Origin of the sequence: Geobacillus sp. BMUD (genome assembly GCF_013096845.1) — a bacterium.
GTDB classification, from domain to species: Bacteria; Bacillota; Bacilli; order Bacillales; family Anoxybacillaceae; genus Geobacillus; species Geobacillus vulcani.
Map to the genome: position 1 here is coordinate 1 of NZ_SDLA01000002.1, position 14,501 is coordinate 14,501.

Below are 14,501 nucleotides of genomic sequence, written 5' to 3' on the forward strand. Positions count from 1 at the left end.
TTTTGACCGCGGAGCATCGTCATTCCTCCCTTTCTCTGCATGTTGGCTAAGACGATTATAGCACGTATGTTCTTATTTAGAAAGAAAAACATCCGATTCATCTCCCACCTACATTCCATTTCGAGGTGGGAGACTTCTCGGTGAATGTGTTAAATCAAACGTCCTCGGAGACTACAGCGGCTTCCGAACAAATCGCCGCGGCGGTGGCAGACACAGCGTACGGAGCAGAACAACAAGCACGCAAATCGGCTGACATCGCCGCTTTTTTCTTCGTCCCAAGTTGAATTCTTCCTCTTTCCCGGCTACAATGGAAAAGGAGACAAAGAAAGGTGTGTCTGCGATGAACGTATTTGTCCAGCTGTGGAAAAGCTTATATTCTCCGAAAGACATCGCCCGCTTTCGATTCCAAGGAATTGGGAAAACGATCGGGTATGTGTTTTTGCTGACCTTGTTGTCCATTCTTCCAACGTTTTACTATGTCTCCTCGTCGCTCACGGAAGGCATCCGCACAACGAGCGCCTTATTGAATAACGAGCTGCCGTCTTTTTCGATTGAAAACGGCGAACTTCACTCAGAGGCGGCCGCGCCGATTCATATTGATCAAGGCGGATTTACGATCATTTTTGACAGCACCGGCACAGTGACGAAAGAGGAAGTGGAGCGGTTTCCGAATGCGGTTGCCCTGTTAAAACACGAAGCCGTGCTTGTTGCGAGCCATCAGGCGCAGCATTATAGCTATGCAACATTTCCTGACATCAAAATTACAGATCAAGATGTACGCGCCTTTATTACGGATCTAGAATCTCTTCTGCCGGTTCTCATCCCGCTTTTTGGGCTCGTTTTATACGTGCTCGCCTGCGCCGGGAAATTTATCAGCGTGTGCATCTTTGCCTTTTTCGGCCTGATTCTTGCCGGCGTGCTCGACAAAACGTTGCGCTACCGTCATACATGGGTGATGTCGGCCTACGCCATTACGCTATCGACCGTCTTTTTCACCGTGATGGAAACGGTGCAAGCGGTCGTGCCCTACGGCGCGTTGATCCATTGGTTCGTTTCGCTTGTCGTACTCTTTTTGGCCGTCAAGGAAGTGCCATCAGCCAAACGGGAAATATAAAAAAAAGCTGCCTGTCGATGCAGGACAGCTTTTTTTGTGCTTACGCTGCTTTGCTTCTTTCTCCTCGTGCTCGACGCGCGCGCCGCCCCCCGGAGAAATACCGCGCAAGCAAGGAAGAAGCGAGCCGTGCAGCCAAATTGAAGAAAAGAACGGCCACCATCAACACAGCCGCCGATTTGGCTGCGATTAGCTTCGCGTCTGGGACAATGCCTTCCGAATTCAATTTCCAAATATGCACCGTCAGCGTTTCGGCCGGCCGGAACACGTTTAGCGGGTTGGCTTGGCTGCCCCAATCCGCATCCCAACGAAGCATCGGAGTCGTCAGCCCAGCGGTATAAATGAAAACAGCCGCTTCGCCGAAAATGCGCCCAGCCGATAAAATAACGCCGGTGACCATTTGCGGGATGGCGGCCGGAAGCACCGCTTTGACCAACGTCTGCCAGCGCGTCGCTCCAAGGGCAAGACTCCCCTCTTTAACATTGGCCGGAACATCCAAAATCGCCGTTTCGCAAATGCGCGTCAATCCAGGCAAATTGATGATCGTGACCGCTAACGCTCCGCCCAGCAGCGTATAGCCCCAGCCCGTCAAGGTGACAAACGCCAGCAATCCAAACAACCCGACGACAATCGACGGCAATGATGCCATCGTTTCCAAGCAAAGGCGAATAAACCCGACGATCCGCCCTTGTTTGGCGTATTCAGCCAAATAAATTCCGGCTCCCAACGAAATCGGAACCGACAAAAGCAGTGTCACAACCAACAGATAAAACGAATTGAGCAACTGCGGACCAATGCCCCCGCCCGCTTGCGTATTGCTCGGCCGTCCGAACAGAAACTCAGGCTGCCAAAACCCCGCTCCTTTCGACAACACCACGGCAAAAAAGAAAATAAGCAACCCGATGACCGCAACAGCCACTGCATAGAAAATGCCTGTCCATACTTTATCAATCATGCGCGCTGTCATCTTATCGCTCCTTTCTCGGGCCGACCAAACGGATCACGGCAATGAAGAAAAACGAGATCAAGAGCAAAATGAGCGCCAATGTCCATAATGCGTTGTTCCATGGTGTTCCGTTGATCGTATTCGCCATATCCATCGTCAATATACTGGTTAACGTCGCCGTCGGGCTGTCAAGGCCTGAAGGCAGCTTCATCGTATTGCCGATCACCATCTGCACGGCAAGCGCCTCACCAAACGCCCGCGCCAAGCCGAGAACAACGCCGGTGGCAATCCCGGCTTTCGCCGCCGGAACGATGACGCGGGAAATCGCCTGCCAACGCGTAGAGCCAAGACCGTATGATGCTTCCATATACGCCATCGGGACATTGGCCAAGGCGTCGGCCGCAATGCTGGTGATGGTCGGCAAAATCATCAGACTTAGAACGATGATTCCTGCGAGCAGACTAAAGCCGGAGCCCCCGAACCATTCGCGCAAGAGCGGAACGAGAATCGTCACTCCAAGCCAGCCATACACCACCGACGGAATGCCGACAAGCAGTTCCAGCACCGGCTTGAGCAACGAAACGAACCATTTGGGAGCGATAAAGTTCATGAAAATCGCCAACGCCAACGCGATCGGCGCACTGATCAACAAAGCGCCAAGCGAGACGAGCATCGAGCCGACGATAAAAATGAGCGCCCCATACTTCGGCGGGGTGCCGTCCGGATCCCATTGCGCCGAAAGCAGCATATCAGAAAGCGAAAGGCCGCTGTCCGTAAAGGACTGAATCCCCTTTACCGCTAAGAAGATGATCATCGTCACCGTAATCAGAATGATCAGCCAACCGCAGATGACTGCAAACGTGCGGCCGATGTATTCTTCAAGCCAGCGATTTCGCCGTTTCATATGCATTTGTTGCATGGTTTTCATCCCTCCATGGTCAAAGGCCGGCTCGTTAGGCCGGCCCTTCCGCCCTTCTCTATTCCAATTCCGTCATCGGGATATACCCCATCTTTTTGACGGTTGGCGCAAATTCTTCGCTCTTGACAAAGTCGATAAACGCTCGCACCTCTTCCTTCGCTTCCCCTTTGGTAATCATGTATTCATACGACCAAAACGGGTATTTTTCCGTGCGGATGTTCTCCACCGTCGGTTCCGCGCCGTCAATTTTGACCGTCTTCAAGTTTTTCTTTTCCCCGATTAAATACGACATCGCTACATAGCTAACAGCGCCCGGCGTCGAACTGATCGCTTGCTCGACCGCTCCGTTTGAATCTTGGACCGTGCCGATCGAATCGTTGATTTTCACGTCTTTCATGATCGTTTTCTCAAACGTCGCCCGCGTGCCCGATGACGCCGGACGGTTGATCACGTGAATGGCTTCATCCGGTCCACCGACTTCTTTCCAGTTTTTGATCTTGCCACTGAAAATATCTTGAATTTGCTTCGTTGTTAAATTATCGACCTTCACATCGTCATTGACCACAATGGCAAAGGCAATGCCGGCCACTTTATGATCAACGAGCTCCGATGCTTTCGACTTGTCGTCCAGTTTCTCCGCCGCCAGCACATCCGAGTTGCCGATTTGCACAGCGCCAGCTGCCACTTGGTTGACGCCCGTGCCGCTGCCGCCGCCTTGAACGGTGATCGACACGTCCGGATATTTTTCCATAAACGCGTTCGCCGCTTCTTCGGCCAGCGGCTGAAGCGCGGTAGATCCCGCCAAAGCAATCGTGCCGGAGTAAGTTTCTTCCTTCTTTGCTGTTCCTTCATTGCCGCCCGCGTTGTTGTTTTCAGTCTGCCCGCAGCCGGCCAAAACGCCGGTCATCAACAAGGCGGCCAATCCTAATTTGACTTTTTTGCTCCACATCAAAAAATCCCCCCGTTTTGTTTTCGTGCTTTCCACGTACAAGACCATTGTAGCGAGACATTGTTAGGCCCTTATAAAGCCGTTGTTAAGTTTCTGTAAAGACAAAAGCAGGAATATCTTCAAAAAAGCCGTCGAGCTTTGAAGCAAAGAAGAACTGTTATGCCGTTTTTCAAATCGGAGACTTTCTTTTATTGAAGTGTTTTCCCCATGAAATCAACGACAGGAAGACATATTTTCGCTGGACAAGCATACATATGAATGAACGATAGATGTACGCAAGCGGAGGAAGCGCCATGAAAAAACTCATTCTTCTCCTACTTCTCTTTCTTTCCAGTTATATCGTTTACCGCGACCTTGCCATTGGAACGCTTCACCCTTCATCTGAAACAGCGGCAGCCGACGTCCAACCGAACCGGGCACCGATCCCATACCGAACCGTCACGGTTCACCCTGGCGATACGTTGTTGTCTATTGTCGAGAAAGAACTGGAAGGTCCATTGCCCGTTCCTCTCGAGCAGCTGATCCGTGATTTTGAACGGTTAAATCCAGGCGAACAGGCACAAACATTAAAAATCGGGAAAACTTATAAAGTGCCGATCTATCGCTGACCGGCGAATCGCTTGTCAAACGGCGGATGGCACTGATACAATAATGCAGAAAGCGACTTGAATGTTAAAGGAGCGAATTCCCGTGGGTGAAATCATCCATCGTTCAAAAACACGTCCGGTCCGTGTCGGTCCGCTGACAATCGGCGGCAGCAACGAAGTCATCATCCAAAGCATGACGACGACGAAAACGCATGATGTCGATGCCACGGTGGCGCAAATCCATCGCCTCGAGGAAGCAGGCTGTCAAATCGTCCGCGTCGCCTGCCCAGACGAGCGAGCCGCCGCGGCGATACCGGAAATTAAAAAACGAATCAACATCCCGCTTGTCGCCGACATCCACTTTGACTATAAATTGGCGCTGAAAGCGATCGAAGGCGGCGTTGACAAAATCCGCATCAATCCAGGCAACATTGGGCGCCGCGAAAAAGTCGAAGCGGTCGTGAAAGCCGCGAAGGAGCGCGGCGTGCCGATTCGCATTGGCGTCAACGCTGGGTCGTTGGAAAAACGTATTTTGGAAAAATATGGGTATCCAACCGCTGACGGCATGGTTGAGAGCGCCCTATACCATATTCGCATTTTGGAAGAACTCGATTTCCACGATATCATTGTGTCATTAAAAGCGTCCGACGTGCGCCTCGCCATTGAAGCGTATGAAAAAGCCGCGCGCACGTTCGACTATCCACTTCATGTCGGCATCACCGAAGCGGGGACGCTTTTTTCCGGCACGATCAAAAGTGCCGTTGGACTCGGCGCCATTTTAAGCAAAGGCATCGGAAACACGATTCGCGTGTCGTTAAGCGCTGACCCGGTTGAAGAAGTCAAAGTGGCGCGCGAAATTTTAAAAACGTTCGGACTTGCTTCCAATGCGGCGACGCTCATTTCCTGCCCAACGTGCGGGCGGATTGAGATCGATTTGATCCGCATCGCTAACGAGATCGAAGACTATATCGCCAGCATTCGCGCGCCGATCAAAGTCGCTGTGCTCGGTTGCGCCGTCAATGGCCCAGGGGAAGCACGGGAAGCCGATATTGGCATTGCCGGCGCCCGCGGTGAAGGCTTGCTCTTCCGCCACGGCAAAATCGTCCGGAAAGTGCCGGAAGAGAAAATGGTGGAAGAGCTGAAGAAAGAAATCGACAAGCTGGCGGAAGAATATTTTGCCAAGCAAAGGGAAAACAAAGCCGCTCTGAAAGGCCACAACGCCCAATGAGCGGAATTTTCCTGCACAACCAGAAAGGGCGTCCCCGCTTGGGGACACCCTCGCTTTTTTACGTATAAAACGGCATAATAAACAGGCGGACGAGAATAGCGATGACGCCGATGCCGATGGCCCATGCCCCGAGCGTTTCTGCGCCGCGCCGGCGCGCGATAAACCCGACAATAATGCCGGCTGCCCCTAACAAAATCGGCCAGATAAACAAGGCGATGATGGACAGGGCTAAGGCGAGCCAGCCGAGCCCGGCGCCATCTGCACGTTCTTCGTCCCGTTCGTCGCCGCGGCGAATCGGTTCAGCGACTTCTGCCGCTGCTTCTTCCATAAAATTGCGTTCTGGTTCTTCTTTTCCGATCGATTGCACGTAACTTCCGTTATACGTGCGCTCGCGGTCGTCTGCCATATGCTTCCCTCGCTTTCCTAAAGTAAGAAGCATTATTAGTATGAGAAACCGGCGTTATTTTATCAGTGTGAATATTTTCTAGCAGGAGGAGGAAGCGGTGAAAAAACGGCTTGGCATCGACATTGACGGCACGGTGACATGTCCGAGCACGTTCATTCCGTATTTAAACGAAGCATTCGGCAAAGAGCTCGCATTAAACGACATTACACAATACAATTTAGCGCCGTTATACGGTGTGGCAGAGGAAGAAATGGATCGCTGGCTTGAGGAAAACGAAGCGGATATTTATGAGAGGGCTCCGCTTGCCCGCTATGCGCTTGAAGTAATCGACAGCTGGAAAGACAAATACGAGCTGTATTACATCAGCGCTCGTGGCCGTCATTTGTACGATCTCACCGAGTGCTGGTTTCGGCGGCACGGCGTCCATTATCACCATATCGAGCTGACCGGGTCGCACGATAAAATCGCTGTTGTCCGCCGGCATCAGCTGTCTGCCTTCTTTGAAGACAAATACGACAACGCGTGCGACATCGCCGAAGCATGCGGCATTCCGGTCATTTTGTTTGACACTCCGTACAACCAAGGTCCGCTTCCGGAAAACGTCATCCGCGTCAACAACTGGCTTGAAGCAAAGCGAGAAATCGAACAGCGCCTCGGGCCATAAAACAACATCTCCCTGCTTATACAGGGAGATGTTGTTGACATTGCGGACATGTGCCGTAAATTTCAAACTTATGATCAATGATCTCATACCCATCGAGCTGCGCTGCAAGCCTATCCATCGGACAAGCATCAATGTTCTTCGTTTTTCCGCACTGGATGCAAATGAAATGATGGTGATGACGGCGGGCGCCGCAGGCAAAACGGAAATGTTTCTCCCCGGAAAGCTCGGTCATTTCCAAAATGCCAAGCAGCGTAAAGAGCGATAAATTGCGGTACACTGTATCAACGCTCAAGCCCGGATAGGCGGAACGGAGCGCTTCCAGCACGTCTTTCGCCGTCAAGTATTTGTCGCTTTCGGCAAATAACTCCAACATTTGTCTCCTTTTTTCCGTATATTTAAATCCTTTCTCTTTCATCAACTGCAACGCTTCATCGATATTCATCGCTGCCGCCTCCTTTTCCATCCGAGTACGCAAAGCAAAATGACAATCGCGGCGATGACGATCGTCCCGCCTGGAGCCCAATCGAGCTCATACGCTGCCCAGAGCCCGGCGATGACAGCCAGCTCCCCGAACAAAATCGAAAACCCGATCGCCTGTTTAAAACTTTTGGCGATGCGGATGCTCGCCGCCACCGGCAACGTCATGAGCGACGAGATGAGGAGCACGCCGACAATGCGCATCGATGCAGCGATGACGAGCGCAACAAGCACAATAAACAAAAAGTGGATCAACGTGGTGCGAACGCCGGAAACACGGGCGTATTCTTCGTCAAAGGAAAGAAGAAACAGCTCTTTGTAAAACATCAAAATCACCATCACGGCAGCTGCGGCGACAGCAAACGCTGTCCAAACGTCAGCACGGCTGACGGCGCTGACGCTGCCGAATAAATACGAAAATAAATCGGTCGTAAACCCGTTGGCCATCGAAATGAAAATGACGCTCAAGCCAATGCCGGCCGACAAAATGATTGGAATGGCAAGCTCCTCATAATGGCGGTAAACGGCGCGCAACTTCTCGACGAGCAGCGACGCGACGACGGAAAAACTCATGCCGATGTAAAGCGGACTCCAGCTGGCGGCCGCCGGCACCGCTGAACCGAGCAAGAGCCCGGCGGCAATGCCGGCGAGGGTCACATGGCTCAATGCATCGGCGATGAGCGACAGCCGCCGAACGACAATAAAAACGCCAAGCAATGGCGCCGTAAAACCGGTCAAAACGCCGGCAACAAACGCATTGCGCAAAAATTCGTATTGCCAAATGGCTTCCCACACGTGTCATTCCTCCACCATCACCGTTTCATTCCGCCCATTCATGCTCGTGAGAGAGAACGTGGAGCGGATGACCATAAAACTGCGAAATCACCTCGTTGCCAAGATGTTTGAACTCTTCCGCCTTTCCATGGAAATACAGGCGCTTGTTCAAGCAGACGATATCAGTCACCCGGTCTGTGATCGTTCCGATGTCATGCGTCACTAAGATAAGCGTCAAACCGCGACGGTTCAAGTCGCCAAGCAGTTCATAAAATTCGTGTACATGGCGCGCATCCACGCCGACCGTCGGCTCGTCTAAAATGAGCAAATCCGGCTTGCTCGCCAATGCGCGGGCGATAAATACCCGTTGTTGCTGGCCGCCGGACAGCTCCGCGATATTGCGTTTTGCCAGGCCGCTCAACCCAACGGCCGCGAGCGCTGCTTCGACCGCACGGCGGTCTTCTTTTGTCAGCGGCCGAAATAAGCCGCGTTTGGCCGCCAATCCACTCGCCGCCACTTCCTCAACCGTCGCCGGAAAGCTGCGATTGAAGCTGTTCGCTTTTTGCGACACCAACCCGATCCGATGCCATTCGCGAAACGATTCAATTGGCTCGCCGAACAAAAAAATGCGGCCGCTGTTCGGTTTTAACAAGCCGAGCACACATTTGAGCAGCGTCGATTTTCCCGAGCCGTTCGGGCCGACCAATCCTAAAAATGCCCCTTTCGGCACTGTTAAACTAACATGCTCAAGCACGTTCTCTTTTTCATAGCGGAACGACACATCCTCGATTTGCACAACAAATCCATTTTCCATGGTTGTTCTCCTTTGATAATTCAGAATCATTCCGATTTATATCCCTATACAAGTATATCCCACCCCCCGCGTTTTGTAAACCTCAGTGAATCGCTGATTTAAAGCGGGCTCCGCGCACTTCATGCGTCGGCATAATGGTGATGAATGCATCCGGGTCGATTTCATTGACGATCGATTTTAGTTTTGTCACTTCCAAGCGCGTGACGACTGCATAAATGATTTCCTTTTGCTCGTCCGTATATCCGCCTTTGCCAAGCAATTTCGTCGTCCCGCGGCCGAGCCGGTGCAAAATGGCGTCGGAAATTTCCTCATAACGATCGGTCACAATAAAGGCCGCCCGCGTCTCGTCAAGCCCTTCAATGACCGCATCGATCGTTTTCGAGGCGATGTAGTAGGTCATCACCGAATACATTGCCGGCTCCAAACCAAACACAAACGCCGCCCAGCCGAAAATAAAGACGTTGACAAACATAACGAACTCGCCCACTGAAAACGGGATTCTTTTCGTCATCAAAATCCCTAAAATTTCTGTCCCATCGAGCGATCCACCATGACGGATGACCAATCCGACGCCGAGCCCGAGCGACAACCCGCCAAAAACGGTGGCTAAAATCGGCTCGGTTGTCAGCGGGGAAACATGGTGAAACAGCCGTTCAGCGGCACCGAGGATGACGACGCCTAAAATCGTTGACAGCATGAACGTTTTCCCGATTTGCTTGTAGCCGAAATACATGAACGGGGCGTTTAAGAGGATGACGAGCGTGGCGAAATTGAGCAGCCGCCATTCGTCCGGAGTCAAGTAGTCAAGAATCAGCGATATGCCAATGATGCCGCCGTCGATCATTTTGTTCGGAACGAGCAGCCGCTCAATGGCAAACGCCGCCAAAGAGGCGCCGATGGCGATCATCAACACGCGATACAATACATGGCCTAGCGGTTCTTTTTTATGCTGTTTTGGCGCCAAACTACCACCCTTTCCCTTTTCGTTTTTTTCTATTATACCATACACGTCTTTTCCATTCACGTCATATGATGGAACAGAAGTAAGGAGGCGGCTGATATGAACATTTACCAACAACTTGTCAAGCAAAAATTAAAAACGATCACCCCGGAAGAACTCGTTTCGTACAGCCGAGAGTACGGCCTGCCCATCACGACGAGCCAAGCAAAACAAATTCTTCATCTCGCCCGAACGAACGACATTAACGTCTTTGACCCCGAGGAGCGGAAAAAATGGGTGCGCCAGCTGGCGAAAATCACCTCGCCGGACATCGCTCGAAAGGCGAACGAGCTGTTTTTGAAATTCGTGCAAAAAAAATAAAAGGGCGCACCGCCCTTTTTTCATTCCGCTCCAGCGTTGATTTTTTCAAGCAACTGGTCATCGAACGACTGCGCTCGCAGCATCGCAATTTCATGCTTGTACGGCGGCTTTTTGTTGTTTTTGTCTTCGCCCACGTATGGAGTTTCTAAAATTTTTGGAATATCCTCAAGCTGCGGGTGATGGACGATATAGTTGAGCGCCTGAAATCCAATATAGCCGAAACCAATGTTTTCATGGCGGTCTTTCCGGCTGCCGCGCGGGTTTTTGCTGTCGTTGATGTGCAGTACTTTCAGCCGCCCGAGGCCGATGATCCGGTCAAACTCCTCAAGGACGCCGTCAAAATCGTTAACGATGTCATAACCGGCGTCATGCGTATGGCACGTATCAAAGCAAACGGACAGCTTATCATTATAGGCGACGCCGTCGATAATGTGCGCCAGCTCCTCAAACGTTCGCCCGCATTCCGACCCTTTGCCGGCCATCGTTTCCAGCGCGATTTCAACCGTCTGTTCGCGCGTCAACACTTCATTCAGTCCGCGAATAATTTGGCGAAGTCCAGCTTCCACCCCTGCGCCGACATGGGCGCCTGGATGGAGCACGAGCTGTTTTGCTCCAATGGCTTCCGTCCGCTCGATTTCCGCGCGCAAAAAGTCGACACCTAGCGAAAACGTATCGAGATTGATCGTATTACCGATATTGATGATATACGGGGCGTGGACAACAATCTCTTCGATGCCGTGCGCTTGCATATGCTTGCGTCCGGCTTCGATGTTGAGCTCTTCAATCGACTTGCGCTTTGTGTTTTGCGGCGCCCCAGTGTAAATCATAAACGTGTTCGCTCCGTAGGAGGCCGCTTCTTCGCTGGCGGCCAGCAGCATTTTCTTTCCGCTCATTGAAACATGTGAACCGATTTTTAACATGTTCTTCTCTCCCTTTTCTTTGCGTTAAAGGCGGACGGCTATTATGATTTTTTGAAGCGGCCAAGCCGCTTTTTCTTCTTCTCCAACTCCGCGCGCAACTTTTTTTTGTAGCCCGGCTTCACCTGCTTCGTTTTTTTCAGTTTGGCGAAAAGCAACGCCAATTCGTCATCCTTTTCGCCCGCCCGCTTGCTCCGCCGGTTCCACGGCGGCAGCTCCTTCCATTCGCCGCGCACGAGATCACGGTGGACAAACGAAATTCCCATTTTTTCCAATCGAGCAATCGCATCTTGGTCAGACGGCTCGTAAATCGTCGCCGCAATGCCGCTGTAGCCAGCGCGCGCCGTGCGTCCGGCGCGGTGAATATAAAACTGTAGATCATCAGGCAGCTCGTAGTTGATGACATGACTGACGCCTTCAATATCGATGCCGCGCGCCGCCAAATCGGTCGCGACGACATATTGAAACTCCAAATCACGGATGAGATTCATCATCTTTCTCCGCTCGCGCGGCGTCAAATCGCCGTGCAGCACGCCGACTTTCAACCCTTGTTCAGCGAGACGGTCGGCGACCTCGTTAGCCATTTTCCTTGTGTTGACAAATACGATGGCCAAATACGGATTGTAGCTGAGGAGCACATCATGAAGAAGTTTTGTTTTCTCGCGTCCGCGTAGCGGGATGAGCACATGTTCGATGTTTTCGTTTGCCGTCTGTTTCGGATCGACGTGGACAAAGGTCGGGTTTTCCATATATTTTTTCAAAAACGGCTTCAGCTTCTCCGGAATCGTCGCTGAAAAGACGAGCATTTGCAAGTCTTTCGGCATCCGGGCGGCGATTTGGTCGACATCAGTGATAAAGCCCATATCGAGCATCAAGTCGGCTTCATCGACGACGAGGATGTGGGCCGTATGCACATCAAGCGCCTGCTCGCGGATGAAATCGTTGATGCGCCCCGGCGTGCCGATGACAATATGCGGCTGCACGTTGAGCTTTTCGAGCGCTTTTTGCTTATCCGTCCCGCCGATCAAACAACGGGCGACGATCATCCGATCTTTCGGGCAAAACTTCGTGATTTTCAGCGTTTCTTGGTAAATTTGCGTCGCTAATTCGCGCGTCGGCGCTGTGATGACGGCTTGTACTTCGGCGCGTTCCGGTTTGATTTTTTCAATGATCGGCAATAAGTACGCATGTGTTTTTCCTGTTCCGGTTTGCGATTGACCGACCATGCTTTCGCCGCGCAACGCCCCCGGAATGATGCGCTCTTGAATTTCCGTCGGTTTATAAAAACGAAGCGCCTTGATCGCTTCGATGATAAACGGTTGAAACGGAAAACGAGTAAACTGCGTTTCTGTCATGAAGCACCACTCCCTTCGATAAACGAAATTTGGAAAGTTTCCCATCTCGTTGGCCCAAAAGCGCGTCGTTTATTCTTCCGACTGTCGGCGGCAAGCTTTGACGCGGCGGAAGACGGAACAACGAACCGTCTCACCCATCCATGCATCGGTATGGAAGCGGTATGGTTCGGTCACCTGACAGTCGATCAAATACCGATAAAAAAGCGTAAACGTTCACGTTTTACATGGCATATGGGCACCGCTTCGTCCGCCTCACCATTATAGCGAATCGCTGCTCCCCGCCGCAACTAAAGACGATCCTGCAACAAACCTTTCCCGCCTTGCCCGCATATTGTAGAAAGGAGGACATTCGTTCATCCACACGACCGAAAGGAGGAAGCTGCTATGAGATACAGTCGGCCCCCGATAATGCCTTCTCCGTTTGCCGGAAGGCCGCCAGCCCCGTTCGCCCGCATGCCGGCGCCGCCTTTTCGCCCCAGCGGCCCCGGTGGCTTCTTGGCCCGCTTGTTTTCGCGCGGACAGCCGCCGGCTGCTGCATCGTCTCCGTGGGGGCTGCCGTTGCTGCCCAACGCCGCTAACACCGCCGCATCCAACACGGGCGGGGGCTTGGTTGGCATGTTAAACAACGTGCAAAAAATGCTTGGCATCGCACAAAACGTCATGCCGATGGTGCAACAGTATGGACCGCTCATCCGCAATCTTCCGGCGATGATCCGCATTTTCCGCGAGTTGAAACCGGCTGACGAAGGGGAAGGCGAAACAACGTCGGAAAGCGCACCAGCCAACGAAACGAAACAAAAGCCGGCCGCTCAGACGCAAAAAAAACGCTCCGTTCCGCAGGCAAAGAGCGAAGAGCCGCAAGAAAAAGAAACACCGGCCGCCCCGAAGCCGTCCAAGCCGAAACTGTATATCTAGTTTCTTTCCCCGCCCCAGCGCACCCGCTGTTTAGGGCGGTTATTCTTTGTCTTCTTCCCGGTGCTCCGATATAATGAAAGATGAACAACCGCCGCACAGCCGGCGGCAGGGAGGGAATATGATGGAAGTGATTAAAATTACCCCGCGTGGGTATTGCTACGGGGTGGTCGATGCAATGGTCATCGCCCGCAACGCGGCGTTGGACCCTTCTTTGCCGCGCCCGATTTACATTCTCGGCATGATCGTCCATAATAAGCACGTCACGGACGCGTTTGCTGAAGAAGGCATCATCACGCTTGATGGAGAAAACCGCTTGGAAATTTTAGAAAAAATCGACCATGGCACCGTCATTTTCACCGCCCACGGCGTCTCACCGGAAGTGAAAAAACGAGCGCTCGAAAAGGGACTTGTCACGATTGATGCCACATGCCCGGACGTGACAAAAACGCATCGGCTCATCGAACAAAAACTCGCCGATGGCTATGATATCATCTATATCGGCAAAAAAGGACACCCAGAACCGGAAGGAGCGGTCGGCATCAATCCGGAAAGGATCCATCTTGTGGAAACCATCGATGATGTCGAACGGCTGTCCATTCACAATGAGCGCATCATGGTGACGAACCAAACGACGATGAGCCAATGGGACGTCGCCGACATCATGGCGAAAGTGAAAGAAAAATACCCACACGTGGAGATGCATAAAGAAATTTGCCTCGCCACCCAGCTTCGACAAGAGGCGGTCGCTGAGCAGGCGAAGGGAGCCGATGTAACAATCGTTGTCGGCGACCCGCGCAGCAACAACTCGAACCGCCTCGCCCAAGTATCGGAAGAGATCGCCGGCACAAAGGCATATCGCGTCGCCGATGTGACAGAAATCGACATCGACTGGATTAAAAATGCGAAAAAAGTCGCCGTCACCGCCGGCGCTTCCACCCCGACGCCGATTACGAAAGAAGTGATCGATTTTTTGGAGCAGTTTGACCCGAACGACCCATCGACATGGAAGCGGGAACGGAAAGTGCCGTTGCAAAAAATCTTGCCGAAAGTGAAAACAAAGAAAGAAGAGTAACGGTTGTTTCATCTATAAAGAGAGGCTGTCTTGGACAAACGGTTGA

18 protein-coding genes are annotated in these 14,501 nt (G+C 52.1%); 8 read left to right on the top strand and 10 right to left on the bottom strand.

The window, feature by feature from the left end; translation table 11 throughout:
- Positions 1 to 140: 140 nt before the first annotated feature.
- The gene (locus tag ETC05_RS03750) at positions 141 to 284 is read left to right on the top strand and encodes a hypothetical protein (protein WP_171660416.1); all 144 of its coding nucleotides are present in this window, start codon (positions 141 to 143) and stop codon (positions 282 to 284) included.
- A 56-nt stretch (positions 285 to 340) separates the two neighbouring features.
- Positions 341 to 1,114 (top strand): DUF1189 domain-containing protein, encoded by a 774-nt coding sequence (locus ETC05_RS03755; protein WP_171660417.1) that lies wholly within the window; start codon positions 341 to 343, stop codon positions 1,112 to 1,114.
- 40 nt (positions 1,115 to 1,154) lie between these two features.
- Here the strand turns inward: ETC05_RS03755 and pstA are convergent, their stop codons facing one another.
- The 3 genes from pstA to ETC05_RS03770 are packed head-to-tail and all read right to left on the bottom strand — an operon-like array spanning position 1,155 to position 3,925.
- A complete protein-coding gene (gene pstA, locus ETC05_RS03760) occupies positions 1,155 to 2,078 on the bottom strand; it encodes a phosphate ABC transporter permease PstA (protein WP_031408241.1) in 924 nt (307 codons plus the stop codon).
- Between the two features lies 1 nt (position 2,079).
- Positions 2,080 to 2,976, bottom strand: a complete 897-nt coding sequence (gene pstC / locus ETC05_RS03765; protein ID WP_084177472.1) for a phosphate ABC transporter permease subunit PstC — start codon at positions 2,974 to 2,976, stop codon at positions 2,080 to 2,082.
- A 58-nt stretch (positions 2,977 to 3,034) separates the two neighbouring features.
- Complete coding sequence (locus ETC05_RS03770; protein WP_483299793.1) at positions 3,035 to 3,925, bottom strand: phosphate ABC transporter substrate-binding protein PstS family protein; 891 nt, start codon at positions 3,923 to 3,925, stop codon at positions 3,035 to 3,037.
- Positions 3,926 to 4,218: 293 nt separating this feature from the next.
- Between ETC05_RS03770 and ETC05_RS03775 the strand changes: the two genes are divergently transcribed.
- Positions 4,219 to 4,533: a LysM peptidoglycan-binding domain-containing protein gene (locus ETC05_RS03775; protein WP_031408235.1), complete on the top strand. Its 315-nt coding sequence runs from the start codon at positions 4,219 to 4,221 to the stop codon at positions 4,531 to 4,533.
- 82 nt (positions 4,534 to 4,615) lie between these two features.
- Positions 4,616 to 5,740: a flavodoxin-dependent (E)-4-hydroxy-3-methylbut-2-enyl-diphosphate synthase gene (ispG, locus tag ETC05_RS03780; protein WP_031408233.1), complete on the top strand. Its 1,125-nt coding sequence runs from the start codon at positions 4,616 to 4,618 to the stop codon at positions 5,738 to 5,740.
- A gap of 58 nt (positions 5,741 to 5,798) precedes the next feature.
- On the opposite strand, the gene ETC05_RS03785 is transcribed toward ispG, so the two are convergent.
- Positions 5,799 to 6,146 (bottom strand): hypothetical protein, encoded by a 348-nt coding sequence (locus ETC05_RS03785; protein ID WP_031408230.1) that lies wholly within the window; start codon positions 6,144 to 6,146, stop codon positions 5,799 to 5,801.
- Positions 6,147 to 6,243: 97 nt separating this feature from the next.
- Between ETC05_RS03785 and ETC05_RS03790 the strand changes: the two genes are divergently transcribed.
- Positions 6,244 to 6,810, top strand: a complete 567-nt coding sequence (locus ETC05_RS03790) for a nucleotidase (protein WP_031408228.1) — start codon at positions 6,244 to 6,246, stop codon at positions 6,808 to 6,810.
- 16 nt (positions 6,811 to 6,826) lie between these two features.
- On the opposite strand, the gene ETC05_RS03795 is transcribed toward ETC05_RS03790, so the two are convergent.
- From ETC05_RS03795 to ETC05_RS03810, 4 genes are all read right to left on the bottom strand, one after another.
- Positions 6,827 to 7,252: a Fur family transcriptional regulator gene (locus ETC05_RS03795; RefSeq protein WP_031408226.1), complete on the bottom strand. Its 426-nt coding sequence runs from the start codon at positions 7,250 to 7,252 to the stop codon at positions 6,827 to 6,829.
- Positions 7,249 to 8,082, bottom strand: a complete 834-nt coding sequence (locus ETC05_RS03800) for a metal ABC transporter permease (protein ID WP_031408224.1) — start codon at positions 8,080 to 8,082, stop codon at positions 7,249 to 7,251. Before ETC05_RS03800 ends, ETC05_RS03795 begins: the two co-directional genes overlap by 4 nt.
- A 25-nt stretch (positions 8,083 to 8,107) precedes the next feature.
- Complete coding sequence (locus ETC05_RS03805) at positions 8,108 to 8,875, bottom strand: metal ABC transporter ATP-binding protein (RefSeq protein WP_171660419.1); 768 nt, start codon at positions 8,873 to 8,875, stop codon at positions 8,108 to 8,110.
- A gap of 82 nt (positions 8,876 to 8,957) precedes the next feature.
- A complete protein-coding gene (locus ETC05_RS03810; protein ID WP_031408221.1) occupies positions 8,958 to 9,839 on the bottom strand; it encodes a YitT family protein in 882 nt (293 codons plus the stop codon).
- 96 nt (positions 9,840 to 9,935) lie between these two features.
- Between ETC05_RS03810 and ETC05_RS03815 the strand changes: the two genes are divergently transcribed.
- Positions 9,936 to 10,196, top strand: coding sequence for a DUF2624 domain-containing protein (locus tag ETC05_RS03815; RefSeq protein WP_031408219.1), 261 nt, complete (start codon positions 9,936 to 9,938; stop codon positions 10,194 to 10,196).
- A gap of 20 nt (positions 10,197 to 10,216) precedes the next feature.
- Here ETC05_RS03815 and ETC05_RS03820 read toward each other — a convergent pair whose 3' ends face one another.
- Positions 10,217 to 11,116 carry a deoxyribonuclease IV gene (locus tag ETC05_RS03820; RefSeq protein WP_031408217.1) on the bottom strand — a complete coding sequence of 300 codons (900 nt, stop codon included), beginning with the start codon at positions 11,114 to 11,116 and terminating at the stop codon, positions 10,217 to 10,219.
- 41 nt (positions 11,117 to 11,157) lie between these two features.
- Positions 11,158 to 12,468 carry a DEAD/DEAH box helicase gene (locus ETC05_RS03825; RefSeq protein WP_031408215.1) on the bottom strand — a complete coding sequence of 437 codons (1,311 nt, stop codon included), beginning with the start codon at positions 12,466 to 12,468 and terminating at the stop codon, positions 11,158 to 11,160.
- A gap of 384 nt (positions 12,469 to 12,852) precedes the next feature.
- Here ETC05_RS03825 and vrrA point away from each other — a divergent pair, with 384 nt between their 5' ends.
- Both vrrA and ETC05_RS03835 read left to right on the top strand, forming a co-directional pair.
- Positions 12,853 to 13,383 carry a VrrA/YqfQ family protein gene (vrrA, locus tag ETC05_RS03830; RefSeq protein WP_031408213.1) on the top strand — a complete coding sequence of 177 codons (531 nt, stop codon included), beginning with the start codon at positions 12,853 to 12,855 and terminating at the stop codon, positions 13,381 to 13,383.
- A 121-nt stretch (positions 13,384 to 13,504) separates the two neighbouring features.
- Positions 13,505 to 14,455 carry a 4-hydroxy-3-methylbut-2-enyl diphosphate reductase gene (locus ETC05_RS03835; protein ID WP_031408211.1) on the top strand — a complete coding sequence of 317 codons (951 nt, stop codon included), beginning with the start codon at positions 13,505 to 13,507 and terminating at the stop codon, positions 14,453 to 14,455.
- Positions 14,456 to 14,501: the final 46 nt, after the last annotated feature.